24 protein-coding genes, 1 pseudogene and 1 riboswitch are annotated in these 23,971 nt (G+C 68.6%); of the genes and pseudogenes, 21 read left to right on the top strand and 4 right to left on the bottom strand.

All coding sequences use genetic code 11. The features are described from left to right. Positions 1-15 precede the first annotated feature (15 nt). From AWB94_RS21550 to AWB94_RS21565, 4 genes and pseudogenes are all read left to right on the top strand, one after another. Positions 16-459 (top strand): RidA family protein, encoded by a 444-nt coding sequence (locus tag AWB94_RS21550; protein ID WP_062655418.1) that lies wholly within the window; start codon positions 16-18, stop codon positions 457-459. Further along, positions 456-1,124: a DUF1028 domain-containing protein gene (locus AWB94_RS21555; protein ID WP_062655417.1), complete on the top strand. Its 669-nt coding sequence runs from the start codon at positions 456-458 to the stop codon at positions 1,122-1,124. Before AWB94_RS21550 ends, AWB94_RS21555 begins: the two co-directional genes overlap by 4 nt. Next, positions 1,121-2,296: a M20 family metallopeptidase gene (locus tag AWB94_RS21560; RefSeq protein WP_062655416.1), complete on the top strand. Its 1,176-nt coding sequence runs from the start codon at positions 1,121-1,123 to the stop codon at positions 2,294-2,296. The genes AWB94_RS21555 and AWB94_RS21560 overlap by 4 nt, the downstream gene beginning before the upstream one ends. Continuing rightward, positions 2,293-3,711 (top strand): annotated as a pseudogene (locus AWB94_RS21565) (aspartate ammonia-lyase). Before AWB94_RS21560 ends, AWB94_RS21565 begins: the two are co-directional and overlap by 4 nt. On the opposite strand, the gene AWB94_RS21570 reads toward AWB94_RS21565, so the two are convergent. Beyond that, a complete protein-coding gene (locus AWB94_RS21570; protein WP_084395030.1) occupies positions 3,708-5,180 on the bottom strand; it encodes a serine hydrolase domain-containing protein in 1,473 nt (490 codons plus the stop codon). The pseudogene AWB94_RS21565 and the gene AWB94_RS21570 overlap by 4 nt on opposite strands. Positions 5,181-5,222: 42 nt before the next feature. On the opposite strand from AWB94_RS21570, the gene AWB94_RS21575 reads away from it, so the two are divergent. Further along, a complete protein-coding gene (locus AWB94_RS21575) occupies positions 5,223-6,443 on the top strand; it encodes a serpin family protein (protein ID WP_062655415.1) in 1,221 nt (406 codons plus the stop codon). A gap of 5 nt (positions 6,444-6,448) precedes the next feature. Here AWB94_RS21575 and AWB94_RS21580 read toward each other — a convergent pair whose 3' ends face one another. Then, the gene (locus AWB94_RS21580) at positions 6,449-6,718 is read right to left on the bottom strand and encodes a DUF6480 family protein (RefSeq protein ID WP_062655414.1); all 270 of its coding nucleotides are present in this window, start codon (positions 6,716-6,718) and stop codon (positions 6,449-6,451) included. Positions 6,719-6,806: 88 nt separating this feature from the next. On the opposite strand from AWB94_RS21580, the gene AWB94_RS21585 reads away from it, so the two are divergent. From AWB94_RS21585 to holA, 6 genes are all read left to right on the top strand, one after another. Then, on the top strand, positions 6,807-7,838 hold the full coding sequence (locus AWB94_RS21585; protein ID WP_062655413.1) for an acetamidase/formamidase family protein: 1,032 nt from the start codon (positions 6,807-6,809) through the stop codon (positions 7,836-7,838). Then, on the top strand, positions 7,835-8,254 hold the full coding sequence (locus AWB94_RS21590) for a RidA family protein (RefSeq protein ID WP_201029503.1): 420 nt from the start codon (positions 7,835-7,837) through the stop codon (positions 8,252-8,254). Before AWB94_RS21585 ends, AWB94_RS21590 begins: the two co-directional genes overlap by 4 nt. Before the next feature lie 9 nt (positions 8,255-8,263). Beyond that, complete coding sequence (locus AWB94_RS21595) at positions 8,264-8,665, top strand: DUF6841 family protein (RefSeq protein ID WP_062655412.1); 402 nt, start codon at positions 8,264-8,266, stop codon at positions 8,663-8,665. Between the two features lie 94 nt (positions 8,666-8,759). Beyond that, positions 8,760-9,560, top strand: coding sequence for a ComEA family DNA-binding protein (locus tag AWB94_RS21600; RefSeq protein WP_062655411.1), 801 nt, complete (start codon positions 8,760-8,762; stop codon positions 9,558-9,560). Continuing rightward, positions 9,557-11,086, top strand: a complete 1,530-nt coding sequence (locus AWB94_RS21605) for a ComEC/Rec2 family competence protein (protein WP_062655410.1) — start codon at positions 9,557-9,559, stop codon at positions 11,084-11,086. The genes AWB94_RS21600 and AWB94_RS21605 overlap by 4 nt, the downstream gene beginning before the upstream one ends. 12 nt (positions 11,087-11,098) lie before the next feature. Next, a complete protein-coding gene (gene holA / locus AWB94_RS21610) occupies positions 11,099-12,055 on the top strand; it encodes a DNA polymerase III subunit delta (RefSeq protein ID WP_062655409.1) in 957 nt (318 codons plus the stop codon). Between the two features lie 71 nt (positions 12,056-12,126). On the opposite strand, the gene rpsT is transcribed toward holA, so the two are convergent. Next, positions 12,127-12,387 carry a 30S ribosomal protein S20 gene (rpsT, locus tag AWB94_RS21615; RefSeq protein ID WP_024453436.1) on the bottom strand — a complete coding sequence of 87 codons (261 nt, stop codon included), beginning with the start codon at positions 12,385-12,387 and terminating at the stop codon, positions 12,127-12,129. A gap of 165 nt (positions 12,388-12,552) precedes the next feature. Here rpsT and AWB94_RS21620 point away from each other — a divergent pair, with 165 nt between their 5' ends. Genes AWB94_RS21620 through AWB94_RS21630 form a run of 3 tightly spaced genes read left to right on the top strand, consistent with a single transcriptional unit; the run spans position 12,553 to position 16,037 of the window. Beyond that, positions 12,553-14,220 carry a circularly permuted type 2 ATP-grasp protein gene (locus AWB94_RS21620; protein WP_409365960.1) on the top strand — a complete coding sequence of 556 codons (1,668 nt, stop codon included), beginning with the start codon at positions 12,553-12,555 and terminating at the stop codon, positions 14,218-14,220. Then, positions 14,220-15,197, top strand: coding sequence for an alpha-E domain-containing protein (locus AWB94_RS21625; protein ID WP_062655407.1), 978 nt, complete (start codon positions 14,220-14,222; stop codon positions 15,195-15,197). Before AWB94_RS21620 ends, AWB94_RS21625 begins: the two co-directional genes overlap by 1 nt. Further along, positions 15,198-16,037, top strand: coding sequence for a transglutaminase family protein (locus AWB94_RS21630; RefSeq protein WP_062655406.1), 840 nt, complete (start codon positions 15,198-15,200; stop codon positions 16,035-16,037). On the opposite strand, the gene AWB94_RS21635 is transcribed toward AWB94_RS21630, so the two are convergent. Further along, on the bottom strand, positions 16,021-16,890 hold the full coding sequence (locus AWB94_RS21635) for a ribonuclease Z (RefSeq protein ID WP_062655405.1): 870 nt from the start codon (positions 16,888-16,890) through the stop codon (positions 16,021-16,023). The two genes, AWB94_RS21630 and AWB94_RS21635, sit on opposite strands and share 17 nt — an antisense overlap. A gap of 257 nt (positions 16,891-17,147) precedes the next feature. On the opposite strand from AWB94_RS21635, the gene AWB94_RS21640 reads away from it, so the two are divergent. From AWB94_RS21640 to AWB94_RS21670, 7 genes are all read left to right on the top strand, one after another. Then, a complete protein-coding gene (locus AWB94_RS21640) occupies positions 17,148-18,548 on the top strand; it encodes a purine-cytosine permease family protein (RefSeq protein ID WP_062655404.1) in 1,401 nt (466 codons plus the stop codon). Positions 18,549-18,566: 18 nt separating this feature from the next. Then, the gene (locus tag AWB94_RS21645; protein WP_062655403.1) at positions 18,567-19,730 is read left to right on the top strand and encodes an aromatic ring-hydroxylating oxygenase subunit alpha; all 1,164 of its coding nucleotides are present in this window, start codon (positions 18,567-18,569) and stop codon (positions 19,728-19,730) included. An 11-nt stretch (positions 19,731-19,741) separates the two neighbouring features. Next, positions 19,742-21,115, top strand: coding sequence for a type III glutamate--ammonia ligase (gene glnT / locus AWB94_RS21650; RefSeq protein WP_062655402.1), 1,374 nt, complete (start codon positions 19,742-19,744; stop codon positions 21,113-21,115). Positions 21,116-21,117: 2 nt separating this feature from the next. Further along, on the top strand, positions 21,118-21,864 hold the full coding sequence (locus AWB94_RS21655; RefSeq protein ID WP_062655401.1) for a creatininase family protein: 747 nt from the start codon (positions 21,118-21,120) through the stop codon (positions 21,862-21,864). 14 nt (positions 21,865-21,878) lie between these two features. Beyond that, positions 21,879-22,637, top strand: a complete 759-nt coding sequence (locus tag AWB94_RS21660) for a TetR/AcrR family transcriptional regulator (RefSeq protein WP_062655400.1) — start codon at positions 21,879-21,881, stop codon at positions 22,635-22,637. Between the two features lie 73 nt (positions 22,638-22,710). Further along, positions 22,711-23,139, top strand: a complete 429-nt coding sequence (locus tag AWB94_RS21665) for a CBS domain-containing protein (RefSeq protein WP_062655456.1) — start codon at positions 22,711-22,713, stop codon at positions 23,137-23,139. Positions 23,140-23,153: 14 nt separating this feature from the next. Next, positions 23,154-23,843: a GNAT family N-acetyltransferase gene (locus AWB94_RS21670; RefSeq protein WP_062655399.1), complete on the top strand. Its 690-nt coding sequence runs from the start codon at positions 23,154-23,156 to the stop codon at positions 23,841-23,843. After that, positions 23,836-23,971: riboswitch (cobalamin riboswitch) on the top strand. It overlaps the preceding gene by 8 nt.

Raw genomic sequence — 23,971 nt, forward strand, 5'->3', positions numbered from 1 at the left:
AAAGGACTCCCGTCGATGACCGACGCCACCCCGGCCGGGGCGACCCACCGCAGGATCCGGCCGTTCAACACCAAGGACACCTATCCGGAGCAGAACCTGGACAACGACCTGTGCCAAGCCGTGGTCGCGGGCGGGGTGGTCTATCTGCGTGGCCAGATCGGACAAGACCTGGACACCCGCGAGTCGGTGGGCGTCGGCGATGTCGAGGCGCAGACCGACAGGGCGATGGCCAACATCGCCATACTGCTCGACGAAGCGGGCAGCAGCCTCGCCGACATCGTGAAGGTGACGGTTTATCTGGTCGACATCCGGTACCGCGAAACCGTGTACCGCGTGATGGGCCGCTGGCTCAAGGGCGTCTACCCGGTGTCGACCGGACTTGTCGTCGACGCGCTGGCCCGGCCCGAATGGCTGGTGGAGATCGACGCCACCGCCGTGCTGAGCCAGGATCCGTCATGACCTTCTCGCTGGTGGTCCGCGACGGTTCGGCGTTCGGCATGGTCGTGTGTTCGTCCAGCCCCGCCGTCGCGTCGCGCTGCGTGCACCTGCGCGCCGGTGTGGGTGCGGTGGCGAGCCAGAACGTCACCAACCCGCGGCTGGGCACGGCGGCCCTGGACGCCCTGGCGGGTGGGGCGGACGCCCGCGCGGCACTGGACGCGACCATCGCGGACGAACCGCACGCCGACTACCGCCAACTCGTCGTGGTCGACGGCGCCGGCCGCACCGCAATCCACACCGGCGCCAAGGCACTGGGCATCCGGCACGAGGTCAGCACCGACGCCGCCGCCGCCGCAGGCAACATGCTGGCCGACCCGGCCGTCATCACCGCGCTCATCGAGCGGTACCAGACCTCGAGCGCCCCCACCACCGAACAACGCCTGCTCGACGGGCTGGCCGCCGCACTGGCCGCCGGCGGCGAGGCCGGCCCGGTGCACTCGGCGGGCCTTCAGGTGGTCGACGACGTTGCTTGGCCGGTAACGGATCTGCGCGTCGACTGGCACGATGACCCGATCGGCGAACTGCACCGGCTGTGGGCGGTGTGGGAACCGCAGAAGGCCGACTACCGCACCCGCGGTCTGGACCCCACGGCCGCTCCGTCCTACGGGGTGCCGGGCGACCTATGACCGCCGCCTTGGAAGATGCCGTGCGCTGCGCCGGCGAGCGGACACACGACCGCATGCTGGCACTGTCCCACGACCTGCACGCCCATCCCGAAACCGCCTGGGAGGAAGTGCGTTCCTGCGCTCGGGTGGCCGGCGAACTGGCCGAAGGCGGCTTCGAGGTGCAGCCCCGCTTCACCGGCTTGGACACCGCATTCCTGGCCCGCTGCGGCAGCGGGCCGCTGCACCTGGCACTGTGCGCCGAATACGACGCGCTGCCGGGGTTGGGGCATGCGTGCGGGCACAACATCATCGCCGCCATCTCGACCGGCGCCGCGCTGGCGCTCGCGCCGTACGTCGACGACCTCGGGATCACCCTGTCGGTGCTCGGCACCCCGGCCGAGGAAGGTGGTGGCGGCAAGATCGAGATGCTCGATCGCGGCGGCTTCGCCGGGATCCACGCCGCGGCGATGGTGCATCCCGGCCCGGTGGATGTCGCGCGTGCCGAGCCGTACGCCGTGTCGCACAGCCACATTCGCTATGACGGCAAATCCGCGCACGCCGCGGCCTACCCGGACCGGGGCGTCAACGCCGCCGACGCATTCACCCTTGCCCAGGTCGCCATCGGGCTGCTGCGCCAACAATTGCCGAACGACGTGCGGGTGCACGGTGTCATGACCAACGGGGGAGAGGCGCCCAACGCCATTCCGCAGCGCACCGAGGGCCGCTGGTATGTGCGCGCCGGATCGCTGGCCGAACTGGCCGAGCTGGAGCGGCGCGTCATCCGGTGCTTCGAGGCCGGTGCCCTGGCCACCGGTTGTGAGCTGACGGTGACCCCGGAGAGCAAGCCGTACGCGGAGTTCCGTACCGACGAGGTGCTGCTGGACCGTTATGCGCGCCGTGCCGAACAACTCGGCCGGCTGTTCAGCTCCGGCTCGGACTCGCTGATGAACCGGGCGTCGACCGATATGGGCAATGTCTCCCAACATATCTCGGCCATTCACCCGTACATCGGCATCGACTCACTGCCCGCGGTCAACCATCAACCCGAGTTCGCGGCAGCGGCGATCACCCCGGCCGCCGACCGAGCCATCGTGGACGGCGCCCAGGCGCTGGCGCTCACCCTCCTCGACGCGGCGTCGGATGCGCGGATCCGTCAGCGGTTGCTCGCCGCGGCTGATGGCGGCCAGCCGTGACGTCGGTTGATCTGCGCGTCGAGCATGACCTGCTGGGCGACTACGACGTCCCCGACGCCGCCTACTACGGCGTGCACACCGCTCGTGCGCTGGAGAACTTCCCCATCACCGGTACGCCGATCTCGCGGTATCCGGAACTCATCGTCGCGCTGGCATGCGTGAAACTCGCCGCCGCCCGGGCCAATCACCGGCTCGGGCTGCTCGGCGCCGAGCAGTCCGACGCCATCGTCGCCGCGTGCGCCGAGATCAAGTCCGGCAAGCTGCACGACCAGTTCGTCGTCGACGTCATCCAGGGCGGGGCCGGCACGTCGACCAACATGAACGCCAACGAGGTGATCGCCAACCGGGCACTGGAACTGCTCGGCCACCGGCGCGGTGACTACCGGCACCTGCACCCGCTGGAGCACGTCAACCTCGGCCAGAGCACCAACGACGTGTACCCGACCGCACTCAAGGTCGCGCTCCAATTCGCCGTGCACCGGCTGCAACTGGCGATGGCCGAGCTGGTATCGGCATTCGCCGACAAGGCCGCCGAGTTCGGCGGTCACCTCAAGATGGGCCGCACCCAGCTGCAGGACGCGGTGCCGATGACACTGGGCCAGGAATTCGGCAGCTACGCCGTCATGGTCGGCGAGGACGGTGACCGGCTGGGCGAGGCCGTCCGGCTGATCTCGGAGATCAATCTCGGCGGCACCGCGATCGGCACCGGACTCACCGGGCACCCCGGCTACGCCGAGGCGGTGTGCGAAGAACTCTGTGCCATCACCGAACTGCCACTGGTGACGGCATCGAATCTGGTCGAGGCCACCCAGGATGTCGGCTCCTTCGTCCAGCTGTCGGGTGTGCTGAAACGCACCGCGGTCAAACTGTCCAAGATCTGCAACGACTTACGGCTGCTGTCGTCGGGGCCGCGAGCCGGTCTCGGAGAGATCAACCTGCCGCCGGTGCAGGCCGGGTCGAGCATCATGCCGGGCAAGGTCAACCCGGTGATACCGGAGGTGGTCAATCAGGTCGCTTTCGAGGTGATCGGCAACGATATCGCGGTCAGCATGGCCGCCGAGGGTGGTCAGTTGCAGCTCAACGCTTTCGAACCGATCATCGCGCACAGCCTGTTCGAATCGCTGGCCCATCTGACCGCCGCGTGCGACACGCTGCGGACCCGGTGCGTCGTGGGCATCACGGCCAACGTCGCCCGGATGCGTGCCACGGTCGACCATTCCATCGGTCTGGTCACCGCGCTCAACCCGTATATCGGGTACTAGGCGGCGACCCGACTGGCCGCCGACGCCTTGCACTCCGGCTCCGATATCGCGTCGCTGGTGCGTAACCGTGGGCTGCTCACGCCGTCACAGCTGGAGACGATCCTGGAGCCGGCCAACCTGACCCGGCCCTGGCGGGCGGCGGGAACGGGCTAGCTGCCGTACAGGTGCAGGGCGCGGCCCGCCAACGTCGCAACGTCCCCACTGAGCCGCACGATCGGCGGGCCGCCGCGTTGGTGGATGACATTCGCGAGCACCGCGACATAGGTGTCCGAACCCGGATCGATCCACAGCGACACCCCGGTGAAACCGGTGTGCCCGAAACTGCCGATCGGGAAGACGAGGCCACGCGGCTTGGACAGCTCGGTGTCGATATCCCAACCGAACCCGCGCAGATCCTGTCCCGCGATCGCCGGGTAGTCCGGGGCGAGCAGGGGATCGGTTCGGTCGGCTGACGTGTCGAGAGCTTGCCGCTCCGCGGCGCGTGCCGCCTCGAGTTGGCCGGGGGTGTGGCCGGGTTGTTGTGGTGAGGTCATGAGTTGCAGCGTGGCCCGGCTCAGCGGGAAGGCGCTCGGCCGGCCGGCCAGCCGGTCGAGCAGGGCCTGGGCGTAGGTACCGATGTCGGCGGCTGTCGAGAAGACGCCGGCACTGCCGGCCACACCACCCATGCGCCGCCCAGTCGGGTCGTGCACGGTGCCGCGCAGCAGGTGATCGAAGTCCGGGTTGAGGCCGGGGGTGTCGTCATCGTGTGCGGTCGGCGCGACCCGGGCCAGCAGGTCGGTGCGCCACGTGCCGGGTGGGCACGGGCCCGCGGGATGCGCCGCCGGGTCGAAAACGACTGCCGCTCCGCGGATGTGGTGCGGCCCGCAGGCTTTGGCCGCCGGGAGGTAGCGGGTGTCGGCCAACCCCAACGGCGCGAACACGTGATCCTGGACATAGGTGTCCAACGGTTCACCGGTCAGCTTCTCGACCAGCGCTCCGAGAATGATGAAGTTGATATCGGAATAGTGGAATCCCTCGCCCGGGCCGAACTCCAACGGCGCGGTCAGGGCGCGGCGAAGACCCTCGGCCTTGTCCGGGCCCGTCAACCCCCACGGACCCTGCCGGCTGAGATCACCGCCCGTGCCCGAGGTGTGGGTGAGCAGCATGCGCAGCGTCACCCGGGCCCGCCGAGGATCGTTGTCGGCGTTGAACTCCGGCACGTACGCCTGCACCGGGTCGTCGATGCGCACCAAGCCTTTTTCGTAGAGCTGCAGCACCGCAACCGTGGTCGCCAGTGGTTTGGTCAGCGACGCCAGATCGAAGATCGTATCCGCGGTCATCGGCTCGCCGGGCGCCGGTGCGCCGTCGAGGCCGGGTTCGTCCGGCAGCCTGCGCCAGCCGAAGGCCTGCCGGAAGACAACCGTGCCGGCGTGCCCGATCTGCAGCACCGCACCCGGCATGCGGTGCGCCGTAACCGCGTCGTTGACCAGGCCGATGACGGATGCGAACGGACCGGTCGGCGTCACGGTCGGCGCCGCGGCCGCCGGGACCGCCGGGTCCGGTGGTCGGCCGGGATGGCCGCACGAGGCAATCGTGAGCGTGAGCGCGACGGTGACGCAGAGGCGGGCGGTGCGACCGGTCACCGGATCGACCGTAGCCGAACACGCCGCGCCTACAGTTCAGGCATGCCCGTCGAGACCGCCGAGTTGGTGACCTCCTACGCCAGACCCTTCAACGCAGCGATCCTGCGGGGGCACGCGGTGACCTCACCACTGGGCCTGTGGCTGCTGCTGGCGCTGGCCGGACCGGCCACCGCGGGCGCCACCCGCAGCGAAGTCGAGGCCGTGCTGGGCACCTCGGTCGGCGATGCGGCGGCACGCGCCGCCGAACTGCTCGGCGAACCGCATCCTGCGGTGGCGGCGCTGGCGGCGGTCTGGGACCGCAATCTGGGGGTGGCGTTCGACGCCTGGGCGCGGACCCTGCCCGACGTCGTAGCACGCGGCCCGATACCCAGCCAGGCCGAGGCGAACACGTGGGCACAGAGCCACTCGCGCGGCATGATCGACGAATTCCCGCTCCGCATAGAGCGTTTGACCAGATTGTTGCTCGCGTCCGCCCTCGCCACCGATATCGCATGGCGGACGCCGCTGCATACCACCGAAGAGCTGGGTGGCGAATTCGGCAGGCTCATCAGCCGCGGACTGACGATCCGGGACGGCATGCAGTTGGTCGTCGACACGGACGCGGCGGGCCTGGTCGCCGTGGCCGCACCGCACACCACGTCGGCTCTGGAGGTACTCAGCGTCATTGCCGCACCGGGGGTGGCGCCGGCCGAGGTGGACACCGCCGCCCATCAGGTGGCCGCATTGTTGCGGGGTGACGGCCGGGCGGCGCGTCGGGTACCCGACGAGGACCTGGTCGACGGTCACGCCTGGACGGTGACCGAGCACCGCGAGCCGCGCACCGGCGGTCCTTCGGTGCAGATGGAATGGCGAAGCCACTTACCGGCGTGGTCGGCGACGAGCACCCACGACCTCAAGGATGCCCCGGGGGTGGCGCCGGTCGTCAGCGCGCTGACCGGGTTTCTCGCCGAAGACGACCTGCCCGCGACGTTCGGTGCGGCGCAGACGGCCGTCGCGTCCTACACGGAGTCGGGGTTCGAGGCTGCCGCGGTGACGGCGATCGGCCTGGTGGCCGCCGGGATGCCGTCCTTCCACGAGGTACTGGTGAAGCGAATCGAGGTGCGGTTCAACCGGCCGTACGCCGTGCTGGCCTGCGCCGCGCGCGCCGAGGGGCCGCGGGCCTGGCGTGGGGTTCCGGTGTTCAGCGCATGGGTGGAGCGACCCGACGAGACGGCGACGACTGCCGTCGGAAGGCCGCAACCCGTTCCCGTCCGGACGAGCTGAACGAGTCAGCCGAAGACCCCGCAGATCTGCAGGATCAGCAGGACCGCGCCCGCGACGGCCAGCAGCACGAAAACCGCGAGCGGAATCATCGACGTGATCGCGGCGACCGATATCCGTGACGGGGGCGCCGGATGCGGATTGTTCGACTGGGTTTCCTGGCCGGCGTCGGGCGGCGTGTCGCCGGGCTCCGTGCCGCCGCCGGGCAACAGGCCTGGTGTCGACGACGGTTCGGGATCGGGCGGCAGGCCCGCCTTCGGTTGTCTGTCGGTGGCCATGGCGCCCGGTTACCCGCCTGCCTGCCGGCCAAACGGCAGGCCGGGAACTCGTGCTGCAGCGGACCCGACTCGCTGGCATGATCGCCGGATGTATCACGTCCTGCCGGCCACCCCCGCGACGGTGCACTGGGGTTACTTCGATCCCACCCTGACGCCGGCACTCACAGTCGACTCGGGTGACCTGGTGGCTGTGGAGACATTCACACACCACGCCGGTGATGCCCCGGATCTGTTGATGGACAACGAAATCCGCGCCGTCTTCGACCAGGTCGCCGACCGTGGGCCCGGCCCGCACCTGCTGACCGGCCCGATCGCGGTCGCCGGAGCCCGCCCGGGTGACGTGCTGCAGGTCGACATTCTGCAGGCCACTGCCCGCCTTCCTTACGGCTCGAATCTGGCCGCGCACTGGGGCTATCTCTACGACCTCACCGCTGCCGAGCGCGTCACCATCTACGAACTGGACACCGACGCGCTGCGCGGACGGGCGCTGTTCGGCTACGACTGGACCACCACGCCGCTGGCCGACCAGCCGGGCACCCTCGTCGAACCGGACAGCGTCACGCGGCAACCCGCGTTGCCCGGTGTCACCGTCCCGCTGCGCCCACACTTCGGCACCATGGGCGTGGCACCGGCCGCCGCCGGGCGGGTGTCCTCGGTGCCGCCCGGCGATCACGGCGGAAACATCGACAATTGGCGGATCGGTTCGGGGGGCCGGATGTATTACCCGGTCCACACCGCCGGTGCCCTACTGTCGATCGGTGACCCACATGTTTCCCAGGGCGACGGTGAGATCAGCGGTACGGCGCTGGAGGCGTCGTTGAACGGGCTGCTGCGCCTCACCGTGCGCCGCGATCTGCCGTTCACGGTGCCGGTGCTGGAGACGGCGACCGAACTGCTGGTCCACGGTTTCGGCGACACCCTGGACGGTGCGATGCGGGCGGCGGCGGTACGCGCGCTCGATATCTTGCAGCGGCTCTACGGTCTGTCCCGTGCCGATGCCTACTCGTTCATGTCGGTGGCGGTGGATTTCACCGTCACCCAGGTCGTCGATCAGCGTCAGGGTGTGCACGCCCGGATCGACAAACGCTGTTTTCCCGGCGAATGGGGTAGCGCGGCGTGAACGCCTCGGGCGGAATCCGGTCCTTCGCCTTCACCCCGGCCGACGGGGTGCCGCCGTCGGTGGCCCCGTTCGCGCACGCCACCGCCGCCGGCGAGACGCTCTACGTGACCGGGCAGATGCCCACCGATACCGGTGGATCGGTGGTGAGCGAGGACATCGCGGTCCAGACGGATCAGGTGCTGAGCAATCTGCTCCGGGTGACCGAGCTGTGCGGCGGGGGACTGGCCGACGTGGTCTCGGTGCGCGCCTATCTCACCGACTGGTCCGAGTACGAAGCCTTCAACACGGCGTACGCCGCGTGGTTTCCAGACCGGCTGCCGTCCCGGACCTGCGTCGGCGTGACGGGCTTGGCGGTGGGTGCCCGCGTCGAGATCGACTGGGTGTGTTGGCGAAGCGGCGGTTGGGGTTCGCCCTAGTATCGGGGCATGGCACTGGATTCCGCCGCGGTGCGCCGCTGGTTCGACGACTACCTGGAGGTCTTCGCCGCGGCGGTGCGCGGGGAACGGGAGATGTCCGAGCTGCTGGGCCGCTACGCGGTGCCCCTGGTGATCACCACCGACGACGGGGTGGTGACCCTGACCACGGCCGACCAGGTGGCCTCGGTGATCCAGGGGCAGGTCGATGGGCTGCGCGCCCAGCGCTACCACCACAGCTCGCTGCTCAACGCGGAAGTGTCGCTGCTCAACGCGTCTTCGGCGCTGTATCGCGGGGCCTTCGTGCGGCATGACGGCACGGGTGCCGAACTGGGCCGCGTGGCGGTGACCTACCTGGTAGCAGACGGCTCCGACGATGTGCAGATCGCGGTACTCGCCTCGCACGGCGACTGAAGGCGTTATCCACAGTGCCGGATTCATCCACAGGTGATGCGTCCGCGATGCCGTGGCGCCGAAATCTGTTGCCGGCGTTGCCTACCGTCGGCTCATGGACACGGAATCACCGGCGCAGCGGCTGACCCGGCGCATCGGCGCGGCCCCCGACGCCGACCCGGCCACCGCACCCGAGGAGGAGCCGGACACCTCACTGTCGCGGTGGCTGCCCGACCATCCGCCCGGCTCCGGAGACTGGATCGCCGCGCTGCGGGCCGACCCCGGTCGGGCCGGGGCCATCGCCCTGGTCGCGGTCGGCGTGCTGGCGGTGCTGGTCACGGTGTTCACCCTGATGCGCGACCGTACCCCACCCGTCGCATCGGCGAATCTGCCTGCCGTACAGATGGTTTCGTCGGCAACCCCGTCCGCGACTCCGCCGTCGGCGGCCGACGGGCCGGTGGTGGTCAGCGTGGTCGGCCTGGTGCACAAGCCGGGATTGGTCACCCTGACTGCCGGCGCCCGGATCGCCGACGCCCTCGAAGCCGCCGGCGGCCCCCTGGACGGAGCCGATCTGGTCGGATTGAACATGGCCCGCAGGATCGCCGACGGAGAACAGATCATCGTCGGCATCACCGGCCCGCCAGGAGCGCCGTCGCCGATGGGCAGTTCCGTCAGCTCGAATACCGTTGCGGCACCGGCGCAGCCGGATACCGCGCCGTCCGGGGCGGCCGTGGACCTCAACACCGCCACCGCCGAGGACCTCGATGCCCTGCCGGGCGTCGGGCCGGTGACCGCCGCGGCGATCATCGCGTGGCGGGAGGCCAACGGCCGCTTCGGCAGCGTCGACCAATTGGGTGAGGTCGACGGTATCGGGCCGGCGCGCCTGGAGAAACTGCGCAACCTGGTCCATGTGTGAACGCCGAACGGCCACCGCTGGACCTGCGGCTGGTGCCGGCCGCCCTGACCAGCTGGGCGGTGACCGCCGCGGGCATCATCTGGCCGGTCGGAGCGGTACCGGCCGCCGCCGCGTCGATCATGCTGGCCGTCCTGCTGCGCCGGTTCACCGGCCGGCTGGCGGCAGCCGAACCGGACCGGCCGATCTTCGGGACTGCCGGTGTACTGGCCGTCGCGATGGTCGCGGCGGCTTTCGCGGTGTCGATCGGTCTACGGTCCCACGACGTCCGCCACCACCCGGTCACCGCACGCATCGGGACGACGGTCACCGTCACCGTGACACCCGCGGAGACGCCACGCGTATTGGCAGGCGGTCGGCTGCTCTTCCGGGCCGCGCTGCGGGAACTGGCCGGCGCCCCGGCCGACGGCGCGGTGACGGTCTTCGCACCCGCCTGGCGCGGCGGCGAGGTGACCGCGGGCCGCCCCACCACCTTCCGCGCGAGGGTGGGGAGGCCCACCCGCGCGGATCTGACCGTCGCGGTGCTCACCGCAATCGGTGAGCCGACCGTCGGCCGCACCCCCACCGTCCCGCGGCTGGCCGGCCACATCCGGTCGGCGTTCGCCGCAATCGCGCGGCTGGTGTTACCGGTCGATCAGGCGGCCATGCTGCCCGCGTTGGTGCTGGGGGACACCTCGATGGTGTCCGCGTCGGCCGCGTCCGACTTCCGCACCGCCGGGCTGACACATCTCACCGCGGTGTCGGGGGCCAACGTGACGATCGTGTGCGGGACCGCCCTGCTCAGCGCCGCGCTGATCGGCCCGAGGCTGGCCGCGGTGCTGGCGTTCGTGGTGCTGGTGGCATTCGTCATCGTCGTCGAGCCGTCGGCCAGCGTGCTGCGCGCCGCGGTGATGGGCGGTATCGGATTGCTGGCCATGGTGTCGCATCGGCGCCGACAGGCCATCCCGGTGTTGGCGTGCAGCGTCATCGCGTTGATGGTCGGCGCTCCGGCCCTGGCGGTGGACGTCGGTTTCGCGCTCTCGGTGGTGGCCACCGCCGCGCTGGTGCTGATCGCTCCGGCGTGGTCGCAGCGACTGACCGACCGGGGCTGGCCGCGGCCGCTGGCTGCCGCGGTCAGTGTGGCGGTGGCCGCCCAATTGGTGACCGCCCCGTTGGTCGCCGGTATCACCGGTCGGTTCAGCGTGCTGTCGGTGTTGGCCAACCTGGTGGTTGCCGCCGTCATCCCACCGATCACCGTCATCGGGACGGCCGCGGCGGTGTTGGCGGCCTGGTGGCCGACCGGTGCCGGGCTGCTCATCCGGTTCACCGGACCCGAACTGTGGTGGCTGCTGCAGGTGGCCCATCGGGTCGCCGCGGTGCCGGGCGCCACCGTGCCGGTGCCCTCGGGACCGGTCGGCGTGGTGGTGGTCGCCGCCGGGGGGCTCGCTCTGGTGCTGGGCTGGCGCCGGCGCTGGGTGCGGCTGCTGGTGGCCCTGGGTGGGGTCGGACTGTTGGCGTGGACCGTTTCCGGTGTTGTCGGGCCGGCGTGAAACGATCGTGGGGTGAGCGACGGACTGCACCTGGTGCTCGGTGACGAGGAACTGCTCGTGGAGCGCGCCGTCGGGGAGGTGTTGCGCGGTGCCCGGAAACGCGCGGGCAGCACCGACGTGCCGGTGGACCGGCTGCGCGCCGGTGAGGTGAGCACCAGCGAGCTCGCCGAGTTGCTCAGCCCGTCGTTGTTCGCCGAGGAGCGGGTGGTGGTGCTGGAAGCGGCCGCCGAAGCCGGCAAGGACGCGGTGGCGCTCATCGTGACGGCGGCGGCCGATCTCCCGCCCGGCACCATGCTGGTGGTGGTGCACTCCGGTGGCGGGCGCGCCAAGGCCATGGCCGACCAACTCAAAAAACTTGGTGCCCAGGTGCATCCGTGCGCCAAGATCACCAAGGCCGCCGAGCGCGTTGATTTCGTCCGCCACGAATTCCGCGCGCTCAAAGCGAAGGTCGACGACGACACCGTGGCCGCGATCATCGACGCGATCGGGTCGGATCTGCGCGAACTGTCGGCCGCCTGTTCGCAGCTGGTCGCCGATACCGACGGCCAGATCAACGTGGCCGCGGTGCGCCGGTACCACAGCGGCAAGGCCGAGGTGAAGGGCTTCGACATCGCCGACAAGGCGGTGCTGGGCGACGTGTCCGGCGCGGCCGAGGCATTGCGCTGGGCCATGCTCAGCGGCGAACCGCACGTCGTGCTCGCCGACGCACTGGCCGAGGCGGTGCACACCATCGCGCGGGTGGGGCCGTTGTCCGGTGACCCGTACCGGCTCGCCGGCGAACTGGGCATGCCGCCGTGGCGGGTGCAGAAGGCGCAGAAGCAATCGCGACGCTGGTCGCGTGACCGGGTGGCGCAGGCCATGCGGGTGGTGGCGGCGCTCAACGCAGACGTCAAGGGCGCCGCCGCGGACGCGGACTACGCGCTGGAGCGCGCGGTGCGCCGCGTCGCCGAACTCGCGTCCGACCGGTAGGGCTGGAGACGACGAAGCGCGCGCGGGCCGGTGGGCCACACGCGCGTGTCAGTCGAACTCGAGGAAGACCGTCAGATCTTGTTGACGGCGAGCGCCAGGGCGGACTTCTTGTTCGCGGCCTGGTTCTTGTGGATCACGCCCTTGCTGGCGGCCTTGTCCAGCTTGCGGTTGGTGGCGGCGAGCAGCTCGCCGGCCTTGTCCTTGTCGCCGGACTCGATGGCCTCGCGCAGCCCGCGGACAGCCGTGCGCAGCGACGACTTGACGGACTGGTTGCGCAGACGACGGCGCTCGTTGGTCTTGATGCGCTTTTCCTGCGACTTGATGTTGGCCACGCGTGTAAATCCTTCTTCAACGTCGGTTGGGTTACGAAGTCTGGGTGCCCGGCGCAGTGTCGTGGCTGGGCAGCGGTTGTCCAGGTTACCAGCGGATGGCCGGATCTCCCAAAGCGAGAGCGTCTGGCCTGCCGAAATCGCACATCTGGTGCAGCATTGACAACCGTGAGCCTACGAACACTGCCTAACGAATCGGTGCGGACGTCGCGCAGTTCTTCCAGCGCGTCGAAACGCCAGGTAGGGATCTTCGACGGCTACAACGGCCGGGGCGGATACGCCGAGGCCTTCGACGAGATGTTCGACGCACAGGGCAACGTGCGCGGCCCGTACAAGGGCATCTTCGCCGAGCTGTCGCCGTCGGACGCCTCCGAACTGGAGGCCCGCACCGAGGCACTCGGCCGGGCGTTCATCGACCAGGGCATCACCTTCTCGCTGTCCGGGCAGGAGCGGCCCTTCCCGCTGGATCTGGTGCCGCGGGTGATCTCGGCGGCCGAGTGGTCGCGGCTGGAGAAGGGCATCACCCAGCGCGTCAAGGCGCTGGAGATGTACCTCGACGACATCTACGGCGACCAGGAGATCCTGCGCGACGGGGTGATCCCGCGCCGGCTCATCACCTCCTGCGAGCACTTCCACCGCGAAGCGGTCGGCATCAACCCGCCGAACGGGGTGCGCATCCACGTGGCAGGGATCGACCTGGTGCGCGACGGGCAGGGCACCTTTCGGGTGCTCGAGGACAACCTGCGCTCCCCGTCGGGCGTGTCCTATGTCATGGAGAACCGCCGCACCATGGCCCGGGTCTTCCCCAATCTGTTCGCCACCCACCGGGTGCGCGCCGTCGGTGACTACTCGTCGCATCTGCTGCGGGCGCTGCGCAAGGCCGCCGCCTCCAACGAGGCCGACCCGACGGTGGTGGTGCTCACCCCCGGCGTGTACAACTCCGCGTACTTCGAGCATTCACTGCTGGCCCGGCAGATGGGCGTCGAACTCGTCGAGGGCCGCGACCTGTTCTGCCGCGACAACACCGTCTACATGCGCACCACCGAGGGCGAGCGGCAGGTCGACGTGATCTACCGCCGCATCGACGACGACTTCCTGGACCCCATGCAGTTCAAGCCGGACTCGGTGCTCGGTGTCGCCGGCATCCTCAACGCCGCCCGGGCCGGCAACGTCGTGATCTCCAGCGCCGTCGGCAACGGGGTCGGCGACGACAAACTCGTCTACACCTACGTGCCGACGATCATCGAGTACTACCTGGGCGAGAAGCCGTTGGTGGCCAATGTCGACACCTTCCGGTGCTGGCTGGACGACGAGCGCGAGGAGGTGCTCGACCGGGTCGACGAGTTGGTGATCAAACCGGTCGAGGGTTCCGGCGGGTACGGCATCGTGTTCGGCCCGGACGCCTCGGCCAAGGAACTCGCCGCGATCTCGAAGAAGATCCGCGCCGATCCGCGCGGCTGGATCGCCCAGCCGGTGGTGCAGTTGTCCACCGTGCCGACCCGCATCGGCGACAAGCTGGTGCCCCGCCACGTCGACCTGCGGCCGTTCGCCGTCAACGACGGTGACGGCGTGTGGGTGCTGCCCGGCGGACTGACCCGGGTGGCGCTGCCGGAGGGATCGCTGGTGGTGAACTCCAGCCAGGGCGGCGGTTCCAAGGACACCTGGGTGCTGGCGTCGCGCACCTCGGCCGCCGACCGCGAGCTGGCCGCCGCCGAATTGGTGAAGGTCCCGCCCCCGAAGAGCGGCAGGGCCGGCAAGGCCGCGAAACCCGAGCGGGCACCGGAGTCGTCGAATTCGCAGCAGCAGCAACAACAGAATCAGGCGGTGATGCGCTGATGCTGGCCCGTAACGCCGAGTCGCTGTATTGGATCGGCCGCTACGTCGAGCGCGCCGACGATACGGCCCGCATCCTCGACGTCACGGTGCACCAGCTGCTGGAGGATTCCAGCGTGGATCCCGACCAGGAATCCCGAACGTTGTTGCGGGTGTTGGGAATCGAGCCACCCAAACACGCCCTGGACGTGTGGTCGTTGACCGATCTGGTGGCGTTCAGCCGGGATACCCAGGGCGGATGTTCGATCGTCGACTCGATCTCGGCGGCCCGGGAGAACGCCCGCGGTGCCCGTGAGGTCACCTCGACCGAGATGTGGGAGTGCCTCAACACCACCTACAACGCGCTGGCCGAACGCGAACGCGCCGCCAAACGTCTCGGTCCGCACGAGTTCCTCGCCTACGTCGAGGCCCGCGCCGCGATGTTCGCTGGTCTGGCGGATTCGACGCTGTCGCGCGATGACGGCTACCGGTTCCTGCTGTTGGGCCGGGCCGTCGAGCGCGTCGACATGACCGTGCGGCTCCTGCTGTCGCGGGTGGGGGACAGCGCGTCCTCGCCGGCGTGGGTGACGGTGTTGCGTTCGGCCGGTGCCCACGACACCTACCTGCGTACCTATCGCGGCGTGCTGGACGCCGGCCGGGTCGTCGAGTTCATGCTGTTGGACCGGCTCTTCCCGCGGTCGGTGTTCTATTCGTTGCGGCTGGCCGAACACAGCCTCGACGAGCTGCTCAACCGCCCGCACAACCGGGTCGGTTCGACGGTCGAAGCCCAGCGCCTGCTGGGCCGCGCCCGCAGCGAACTGGAATTCCTGCGGCCGGGCGTCCTGCTGGAGTCGCTGGAGGAGCATCTGGCCGGTCTGCAGAAGACCTGCGGTGAGGTGGGTGAGGCGCTGGCATTGCAGTTCTTCCACTCCGCGCCGTGGGTGGCGTGGACCGACGCGGGTCGCAACGGCGCCGTGGTGATCGAAGAGGGGGAGATCTAAATGTGGCGGATGCGGGTGGTGCACGCGACGGGTTATGCCTACAAGTCGCCGGTCACCGCGTCGTTCAACGAGGCGCGGCTGACGCCACGCTCGGATTCCCGGCAGAACGTGATCCTGAACCGGGTCGAGACCACCCCGGCCACCCGTTCGTACCGGTATGTCGACTACTGGGGTACGGCCGTCACCTCCTTCGACCTGCACGCACCGCACACCGAGTTGGAGGTGGTCTCCTCCTCGGTGGTCGAGACCGAGCCCGATGAACTGCCTACCGAGAAGGTCACCTGGGACGAGTTGGGCGCCGAGGCCGTGATCGACCGGTTCGACGAGGTGCTCGGCCCGACCGGGTACACACCGGCCAGCAAACGGGTGCAGCGAGTCGGCCAGCGCATCGCCAAGGAGTACGACCCGCAGGACGCGGTGATCGCCGCGGCGAATTGGGCGCACAGCGAATTGGATTACGTGCCAGGCACCACTGGTGTGCACTCCTCGGGCCTGGACGCGCTACGGGAAGGCAAGGGTGTGTGCCAGGACTTCGCGCACCTGACGCTGATCTTGCTGCGCAGCATGGGCATTCCGGCGCGTTATGTGTCCGGCTATCTGCACCCCAAGCGCAAGGCCGTCGTGGGGGACACCATCGACGGGCAGAGCCACGCCTGGATCCAGGCCTGGACCGGCGGGTGGTGGAACTACGACCCCACCAACGACAACACCATCAACGAGCAGTACGTCACGGTCGGGGTGGGCCGCGATTACGCCGATGTGACGCCGCTGAAGGGCATCTATTCGGGTGAGGGCTCGACCGACCTCGACGTGGTGGTGGAGATCACCCGGCTGGCGTGAGCCCTGAGGTACACACGCCGGGATGCACCTCGACCCGGTGCAGGTCATCACCCAGTTCGATTTGACGGTCGAAATGAGCTGCCGCCCTTGATCTCCAGTCCTCTTCCTGGCCATGGACGAGGGCCGGGACGTAGTGGGTGAGGATCAGGATGCCCACTCCGGCCCGGGTGGCGGTGTCGGCCGCCTGTTCGACCGACGAGTGGTAGTCGCAGATGTCGCGGATGCGTTGCACCGGCATCTGCGCCACCAGGTCGGTGCGGATGACGGTGTGCACCAGTGCGCCGGCCCCGGCCGCCAAGGCGTCCAGGCCGGCGCACGGCACGGTGTCGCCGGCCAGCACCACCGATGCGCCGTCGTGCTCGACCCGGAATCCGATGGTCGGTGTCACCGGCCGGTGATCGGTGGGACCCACCACGATTCGTACCCCGTCGTGCTCCCACACCTGTCCCTCGGTGTGCTCGTGCACCTGCACCGCGGGCGGTCCGGTGATATCGGCGTGGTGGGCGATCCGGTAGCCGATGTCGTGCCCGAACGCCTTCAGCGTGGCGTCCACCACCTCGGCGGTACCCGGCGGGCCGATGATCTGCAGGGGCGCCGGCGCGGGGGCGAACGTGCCGATCCAGCGGGTGATGATGACGTCGCCGAGGTCGGCGATGTGGTCGCTGTGCAGGTGGGTGAGCAGCAGCGCGCTCAGGGCGGCTGCACTCGATCCCGCGGCGGTCAGTCGTTGTAGGACACCGCGTCCGCAGTCCACCAGGAAGGTCTGGGTGCCGGCCCGCACCAACGTCGACGGGCCGGCGCGGTCGGCGTCGGGAATCGGGCTGCCGGTACCGAGCAGGGTGACCTCGATCATGGCCTCTACCTAACTCCATATCCGCCGGTTGGGCGACCGGAATGGCGAGATAGGCCGCCGACAACGGAAGTTTCGATAACCTATTGGTGACTGGGCTGAGATCAGGCTGTGAAGTGGTGATTCGTGGCAGTATCCGATCAGAATGTTTCTATGAGTCATTTACTGCTCCGAAACAGGGTGGCAACAGAGGCTGCTTACCTTGAGGTGGTCACGACGACTGTGGCGACCCAACTGCCTTCCGAGTCACAGGAATTCACATGGCAACATTCATCGAACAACGGACGATCGGCGCCATCCCCGAGGAAGAACGGCACGGGCGAGCGTGGCACCTGCTCCCCCTGTGGTTCTCCCTGAACGCGACGGTGATGGCCGCCACCACCGGCGCCATCGGCATCTCCGTCGGTGCCGGCCTGGTACCGACGCTGATCGCGATCGTCGTCGGCAACCTCATCGGATCGGTCTTCATGGCCTATCACTCGGCGCAAGGCCCGCAACTCGGCCTGCCCCAGATGATCCAGAGCCGAGCCCAATTCGGGTTCTTCGGTGCGGCCCTGCCCAACCTGCTGGCCATCATCATGTACATCGGTTACTTCTCCGGGGCCGGCGTCATCGGCGGCCAGGCCATCGCCAGCATCTTCGGCATGCCGACCTCCACCGGCATCATCATCTGCAACGCGCTCACCTGGTTCATCGCCTTCGCCGGGTACCGCGTCATCCACGCCTTCGACCGCGCCATGGCCGCGGTGTCGGTCATCGTGCTGGTGCTGCTCTTCGTCGCCGCGATCGCCCACTTCGGTTCGGCACCGCCGGCCGAGAGCCATCCCGGCTTCGCGAACTTCTTCCTCATCCTGTCGATCGCCGCGAGCTGGCAGATCACCTTCGCGCCCTACGTCTCGGACTACTCGCGCTACCTGCCCACCAGTCAGGGCGGGGCAAAGACCTTCTGGTACACCCTCATCGGCAGCTGCGCTGGCGCGATCACGTTCATGGCGCTGGGTGCCATCGTCGGTGTCTACGCGCTGGAGAGCCTCAGCGCCGACGCGATCGTCTACCTGTCGAGCCTCTCACCGGTCGGCGCCCCCCTCATCGCGATCATCCTGGTCCTGGGCATGATCGGGGCGAACTGCGACAACCTGTACGGGCCGTACATGGCGGGGCTCTCGACCGTCACCCAGGCCGGCGGTCCGCCGCACGTCTCCCGCCTGGTGCGGGCCGCGGTCACCGGCGGATTCGCGCTCCTGGGCACCGCCATCGGCATCTTCTTGTCCGGCGACTTCCTGACCAATCTGCAGAACCTCATCATGCTGCTGCTCTACATGCTGGTGCCGTGGACGGCGATCAACCTGGTGGACTTCTACCTCATCCACCGCGGCCGCTACGACGTCGCCGCGATCGTCTCGATGCGCGGCCGCTACGGCCTGGTCAACTGGAAGGCCATCGCCACCTATGCGGTCGCCGTCATAGCCCAGGTGCCGTTCATGAGCTGCGCCCTGTTCGTCGGGCCGGCCGCCAACGCGCTCGGCGGCGTCGACATTGCCTGGGTCGTCGGGCTCATCGTCGCCGGTGGTCTGCACTACCTGCTGAACCGCTCGGCAGCCGCGCGCGACGCCGACATCCCCGTTGCCCCGATCACCGCGGCCACCGCCGTCACCGCCTGACCCGCAGAAGGGATTCCCATGTCATTCGACTACTCCCGGCTCGCCGCCACCTGTGCGGTGGAATCACCGGAAAACGCCATCACACTGCCACCGGAGGCGTACGGCAGCGACGAACTGTATGCCGCGGAGGTGGATCGGATCTTCAAGCGGGGCTGGATCCCGTTGTGCCGCGTCGAGGAGCTGCCAGCACCGGGCAGTTACTACAGCATCGACATTCTCGGCACCCCGCTGGTGGTCACCCGCGACCGGAAGAACGACATCCGGGTGCTCTCGCGCAACTGCACCCATCGCTGGATGGAGGTGTGCAGCGGCGCCGGCGAGGCCGGCGTGCTGCAATGCCCGTACCACCTGTGGTCCTTCGGGCTGGACGGACATCTCGCAGGTGCGCCGGAGATGAAACAGGCCGCCGGCTTCGACCGGAAAGACCACGGGCTCAAGCAGTTCCGGCACGAGATCTGGAAGGGGTTCGTCTTCGTCAACTTCGATGGGCAAGCCGCCCCGGTCGCCGAGCAGCTCGCCGGGCTGGCATCGATGGTCGACCCGTACGACTTCGAGAACTACCAGATCGTCGAACACACCGATTGGGGGGTATGCGACTGGGACTGGAAGATCATGGTGGACAACTTCATGGAGTGTTACCACCACATGGGACCGCACCGCGGAACCCTCGAGGACGAGTTCCCGGCCAAGCTCAGCGCCAACTTCCGCGGCGGACCCTATTTCAGCACCATGGTGTCCAAGCAAGCCGAGGGTTATCCCGCCGCCGAACCATTCATGGCGCCGGGCGCGCCGACCCTGGCCCCCGAACAGAGCCACCAGATCCTGATCTTCATCGCCTATCCGTTGCTGCAGATCTCCCTCGGCCCGGGATTCATGTACTGGCTCAAGACATTGCCCGTCGGCGCCGGAAAGGTCGAGATCCACCTCGACATCGCGATGTCGCCGGCCGCGCTCGCCGCACCCGATCTCGACGCCCGGCGCAGCCAGCTGGTGAAGTCCATCTGCGACATCCACCGGGAGGACCTCGACGTGTGCGCGGCCGTGCAGAAGTCGGTCCGTGCCGGGGTGACCTCCACCGGACGCCTGTCACACCTGGAACAACCACTGTGGGAGTTCTACCGCTACCTCGGACGAGAACTCGGAATCGTCTCCCAAACCGCCGATCTCGCCTCCGCAGGCTGAAAGGACCAGAAATGACCAGCACACTCAACGGTCACGTCCAGCACACCACCGCGACGGAGGTTGCCGAACGGCTCGGCGCCGCGGGGGTCAAGTACGCCGCCATCAGCTTCGTCGACATGCACGGAAAGCCGAAGGCCAAGATGGTTCCGCTGAACCACCTCGGGCAGGCGGCCCGCGGCTCGGAGATGTTCACCGGAGCGGCGCTGGACGGCGTCCCGCAGGATGTCAACGATGACGAGGTGGCCCCGCACCCCGACCTGGGCGCAGCGATCATCGCCCCGTTCAACAAGGAGGTGGCCTGGTTCCCGGGCGATCTGTGGATCGGTGACACCCCGTTCGAAGCCTGCAGCAGGCAGATCCTCAAACGGGTCACCGCCGACGCCGCGGCGTTGGGCTACACCTTCAACCTCGGCATCGAGACCGAGTTCTTCCTCCTCACCGATGACCGGGCCGGCACTCCGGCACCGGCCAGCCCGGACGACAACCTCGACAAACCCTGCTACGACCTACGCGGCCTGCTGCACAACTATGCCGTCGTCGACGAAATCGTCACGGCCATGAACGAACTCGGCTGGGACGTCTATTCATTCGACCACGAGGACGGCAACGGCCAGTTCGAGACGGACTTCACCTACACCGACGCGGTGACGATGTCCGACCGGCTGGTGTTCTTCCGGATGATGGTCGGTGAGATCGCCCGCAAGCACGGCTTGTTCGCCTCGTGGATGCCCAAACCGTTCGCCGATCGGACCGGAAGCGGCGCGCACTACAACATGTCGCTGGCCGGTGTCGACGGCATCAACCTGTTCGAATCGACCGACGATCCGCGTGGCTGCGGGTTGTCGGAACTGGGCTACCGATTCACCGCCGGGATCCTGCGGCACGCCTCGGCAATCTGCGCGGTGATCGCCCCGACGGTCAACAGCTACAAGCGACTCGTCAAGCAGGGCAGCATGTCCGGGCTCACCTGGGCGCCTGTCTTCGCGTGCTACGGCGACAACAACCGCACCAACATGATGCGCATCCCCAAAGGCGGGGGACGGGTGGAGTGCCGGGCGGCCGACAGTGCCAACAACCCGTACCTCGGCGCGGCGCTGATGCTGGCGGCGGGCCTGGAGGGCATTCGGGAGGGCCTGGATCCCGGTGAGCCCAACCGGGACAACCTCTACAACGTCTCCGACCTGGAACTGGCCGCCCGCGGTATCGGGTGGCTGCCCCGATCCCTGGGGGAAGCCATCGATGCGCTGGAATCGGATCCGTTGGTGCGCAACGTCTTCGGTGACGCCATGTTCGAGTCGTTCGTGGCCGAGAAGCGCGCGGAATGGGACTCTTTCACCGCGCATGTCTCGTCCTGGGAGACCGATCGCTACCTGCGGTTCTGGTGACCATGCGCTGGGAGGAACTGTCCTGTGCCCGGTTGACCGCGGCGGTGGCCGCCGACCCGGCGCTGGTGGCGCTCATCCCCGTCGGCGCCACCGAGCAACACGGGCCGCACCTGCCGGTCGGCACCGACACCGTCATCGCCACCGCGGTCGCCGAGGCGGCTGCCGGCGGTGACGGACCGTCGGCCGTCGTGCTGCCGGCGATCGCCTACGGCGCCAGCCAGTTCCACGGGACCGATTTGGCGGGCACGGTGGCGTTCTCCGGCGCGGACACCGCCGACCGGGCTTACCAGGTGGCGCGAGCCTGCCTGGATTCCGGGGTGCGGCGCATCCTGTTCGTCAACGGGCACGTCGGGAACGCGGCACCGCTGTGGCTGGCCTGCGACCGTTTTCGGCGTGATCATCCGGATGGCCGGATCGGTGTCATGCAGTGGTGGGAGCTGACACCCGAGATCGCGGCCACGGCCACCGCCGATGCCGTCGACTGGCATGCCAACGCCGCCGAGACCTCGATCATGCTGGCGCTGCGACCCGAACTGGTCGACACCGACCGATTCGCCGAGGCCGACGATCCCGACCGCACCGCCGGGCTGGTCTTCCGCTACTCGGTGGCCCAGGTGTCGACCAACGGGGTGACGGGCCATCCGTCGCGGGCTTCCAAGGAACTCGGCCTGGCGCTGTGGCGCGATATCGTCTCCGCGGCCCGGGATGTCGTCGCACGGGCTCGGACCGAGCAACCGCCGCTGCCGTAGCGATCGGTTCTAGAATGCGTCTCGTGCCCCCTCCCGAGCGCAAGGCGCAGGTACGTGCCATCGGACGTCCGCGCGTGGGATCGGGATCCGAAAGCGGCGACGGCCCCCCGGCGTCGCCGCGCACGGGCATCGTGAATGCGGCGACAAAACTGTTCTCCGAGCGGGGATACGCCCAGACCACGATGAGCGATATCGCCCGTGCCGCCGGGCTGCAGCAGTCCTCGCTGTATTACTGGTTCCGCAACAAGGAACAGCTGCTACAGGAGACGCTGCTGGTCAACCGGGCGCCACTGAAGTTCATCGCCGAAGTGGGGGCGGGATCGGGGTCGCCCGCGGTCAAGCTGTACCGGCTGCTGCGCTTCGACACGATGCAACTGGCGATGTCGCCCATCGACTTCAACGAGATCCAGCGGATCGCCTACGAGCAGCGCGACGAGTTCCACCAGTTCTGGACCGATTACGAGCGATTGCGGCAGTGGGTGGTCGACCTGATCGGTGCGGCGGTCGGCGAGGGCAAGTTCATCGACTGCGACCGCGAGGAGACCGCGGGCCTCCTGCTGAACTTCGACGAGGGTGCGCAGAAGCGCACCCGGCTGCATCCGGACAGGGGCGACCGGGCGGAGGAGGCGATCCGGGTCGGGGAGCAGGTCGCGACCATCGCAGTGCGCGGACTGTTGAAACGTCCCAGCGAAATCGGCCGCATCACGGCGCAGGCCGCGCAGTTCGACGACGCCGCCATCGCCCTGCGGGTCAGCCTGGACGCGACCGATTGAGAGTCCGCCGGGGCTTTCGTCCGGCAGCGAACCGACCTACTCTGGTGTGATCCACATCACCACTGGAGGTTCGGTGCGCATCTCGGACGTGCTGAAGAGCAAGGGCGCTACGGTGGCGACCATCGCCCCGGACACCGCCGTCGCGGATCTGCTGGAAGGCCTGGTCGGCCGCAATATCGGCGCCATGGTGGTGGTCGGTCCGGACGGTCCGGTCGGCATCGTGTCCGAACGCGATGTGGTGCGCAAACTCCACGAGCTGGGCGCCGACCTGCTACAGCGACCGGTCGCCGACATCATGACCAAGCATCTGGTCTATTGCTCACCCGGCGATTCGGTGGACAGCCTCAGCGCGGCGATGACCCACAACCGGGTGCGGCACATCCCGGTGCTCGACGGCGGCCGGCTGGCCGGCATCGTCAGCATCGGTGACGTCGTCAAGACGCGGATGCAGGAACTGGAATCCCAACAGGAGCAACTGCAGGCCTACATCACGCAGGGCTGAATAGGCTGGGCGATGTGAGCGATATCGAGGTCCGTCCCGCCGTCCGTGCCGATATCGGGGAACTGTCGAAGGTGCTGGGCCGCGCCTTCTATGACGATCCGGTGATGGCCTGGATGCTGCCCGATCCGGTTGCCCGGCGGCGCAAACTGCACCGCGTGTTCGCCGCGTTGACCCGGCATCATCACCTGTCGCGCGGTGGGGTGGAGGTGGCGTCGGCGGTGCCGACGAGCGGGGTGAAGTCGGCGGTGCCGACAATCGGGGTCACGTCGGCGGTACCGACAAGCGGGGTCACGTCGGCGGTACCGTCAATCGGGGCTTGCGCGTTGTGGGACCCGCCGGGTCGCTGGCAGCACACCACCGTCGAGGAGTTGCGTGCCGCGCCCGGTCTGCTGCTGACGTTCGGGCGCACATTGCGCCGCGGTCAGCAGGTGAGCGAGTTGATGAAACGCCATCACCCCGAGGAGCCGCACTGGTATCTGGCGGTGATCGGCAGCGACCCCACGGTCCGCGGTAGCGGTCAAGGGCAGGCACTGATGCGTTCGCGCTTGGACCGCTGCGATGCCGAGCACGCCCCGGCATATCTGGAGTCCAGTAATCCGGCCAATATCGGCTACTACCAACGGTTCGGCTTCGAGGTGACCGGGGAGATCACGCTGCCCGACGGGGGACCCTCGCTGTGGCCGATGTGGCGGCAGCCACGATAGCGCTGGCGGGTCCGGTAGAGTGCGCTTGCCGAGCAGCAGGGGAATCCGGTGAGAATCCGGAGCTGACGCGCAGCGGTGTGAGGCGGTGAGCCTCGAGTCCGAATGCCTGCGGCCGGTACCGACCGTTG

It is taken from the genome of Mycolicibacterium canariasense, assembly GCF_002101555.1.
Taxonomy (GTDB): domain Bacteria; phylum Actinomycetota; class Actinomycetes; order Mycobacteriales; family Mycobacteriaceae; genus Mycobacterium; species Mycobacterium canariasense.

Excerpts from the sequence above, each read along its gene's own strand:
- AWB94_RS21645 (WP_062655403.1), top strand. The coding sequence starts at position 18,567 with ATGTCATTCGACTACTCCCGGCTCGCCGCCACCTGTGCGGTGGAATCA.
- AWB94_RS21635 (WP_062655405.1), bottom strand. The coding sequence starts at position 16,890 with ATGATCGAGGTCACCCTGCTCGGTACCGGCAGCCCGATTCCCGACGCC.
- AWB94_RS21595 (WP_062655412.1), top strand. The coding sequence starts at position 8,264 with ATGGCACTGGATTCCGCCGCGGTGCGCCGCTGGTTCGACGACTACCTG.
- AWB94_RS21555 (WP_062655417.1), top strand. The coding sequence starts at position 456 with ATGACCTTCTCGCTGGTGGTCCGCGACGGTTCGGCGTTCGGCATGGTC.
- AWB94_RS21560 (WP_062655416.1), top strand. The coding sequence starts at position 1,121 with ATGACCGCCGCCTTGGAAGATGCCGTGCGCTGCGCCGGCGAGCGGACA.
- AWB94_RS21640 (WP_062655404.1), top strand. The coding sequence starts at position 17,148 with ATGGCAACATTCATCGAACAACGGACGATCGGCGCCATCCCCGAGGAA.
- AWB94_RS21550 (WP_062655418.1), top strand. The coding sequence starts at position 16 with ATGACCGACGCCACCCCGGCCGGGGCGACCCACCGCAGGATCCGGCCG.
- AWB94_RS21580 (WP_062655414.1), bottom strand. The coding sequence starts at position 6,718 with ATGGCCACCGACAGACAACCGAAGGCGGGCCTGCCGCCCGATCCCGAA.
- AWB94_RS21630 (WP_062655406.1), top strand. The coding sequence starts at position 15,198 with ATGTGGCGGATGCGGGTGGTGCACGCGACGGGTTATGCCTACAAGTCG.
- glnT (WP_062655402.1), top strand. The coding sequence starts at position 19,742 with ATGACCAGCACACTCAACGGTCACGTCCAGCACACCACCGCGACGGAG.
- AWB94_RS21655 (WP_062655401.1), top strand. The coding sequence starts at position 21,118 with ATGCGCTGGGAGGAACTGTCCTGTGCCCGGTTGACCGCGGCGGTGGCC.
- AWB94_RS21625 (WP_062655407.1), top strand. The coding sequence starts at position 14,220 with ATGCTGGCCCGTAACGCCGAGTCGCTGTATTGGATCGGCCGCTACGTC.
- AWB94_RS21660 (WP_062655400.1), top strand. The coding sequence starts at position 21,879 with ATGCGTCTCGTGCCCCCTCCCGAGCGCAAGGCGCAGGTACGTGCCATC.
- AWB94_RS21600 (WP_062655411.1), top strand. The coding sequence starts at position 8,760 with ATGGACACGGAATCACCGGCGCAGCGGCTGACCCGGCGCATCGGCGCG.
- AWB94_RS21575 (WP_062655415.1), top strand. The coding sequence starts at position 5,223 with ATGCCCGTCGAGACCGCCGAGTTGGTGACCTCCTACGCCAGACCCTTC.
- AWB94_RS21585 (WP_062655413.1), top strand. The coding sequence starts at position 6,807 with ATGTATCACGTCCTGCCGGCCACCCCCGCGACGGTGCACTGGGGTTAC.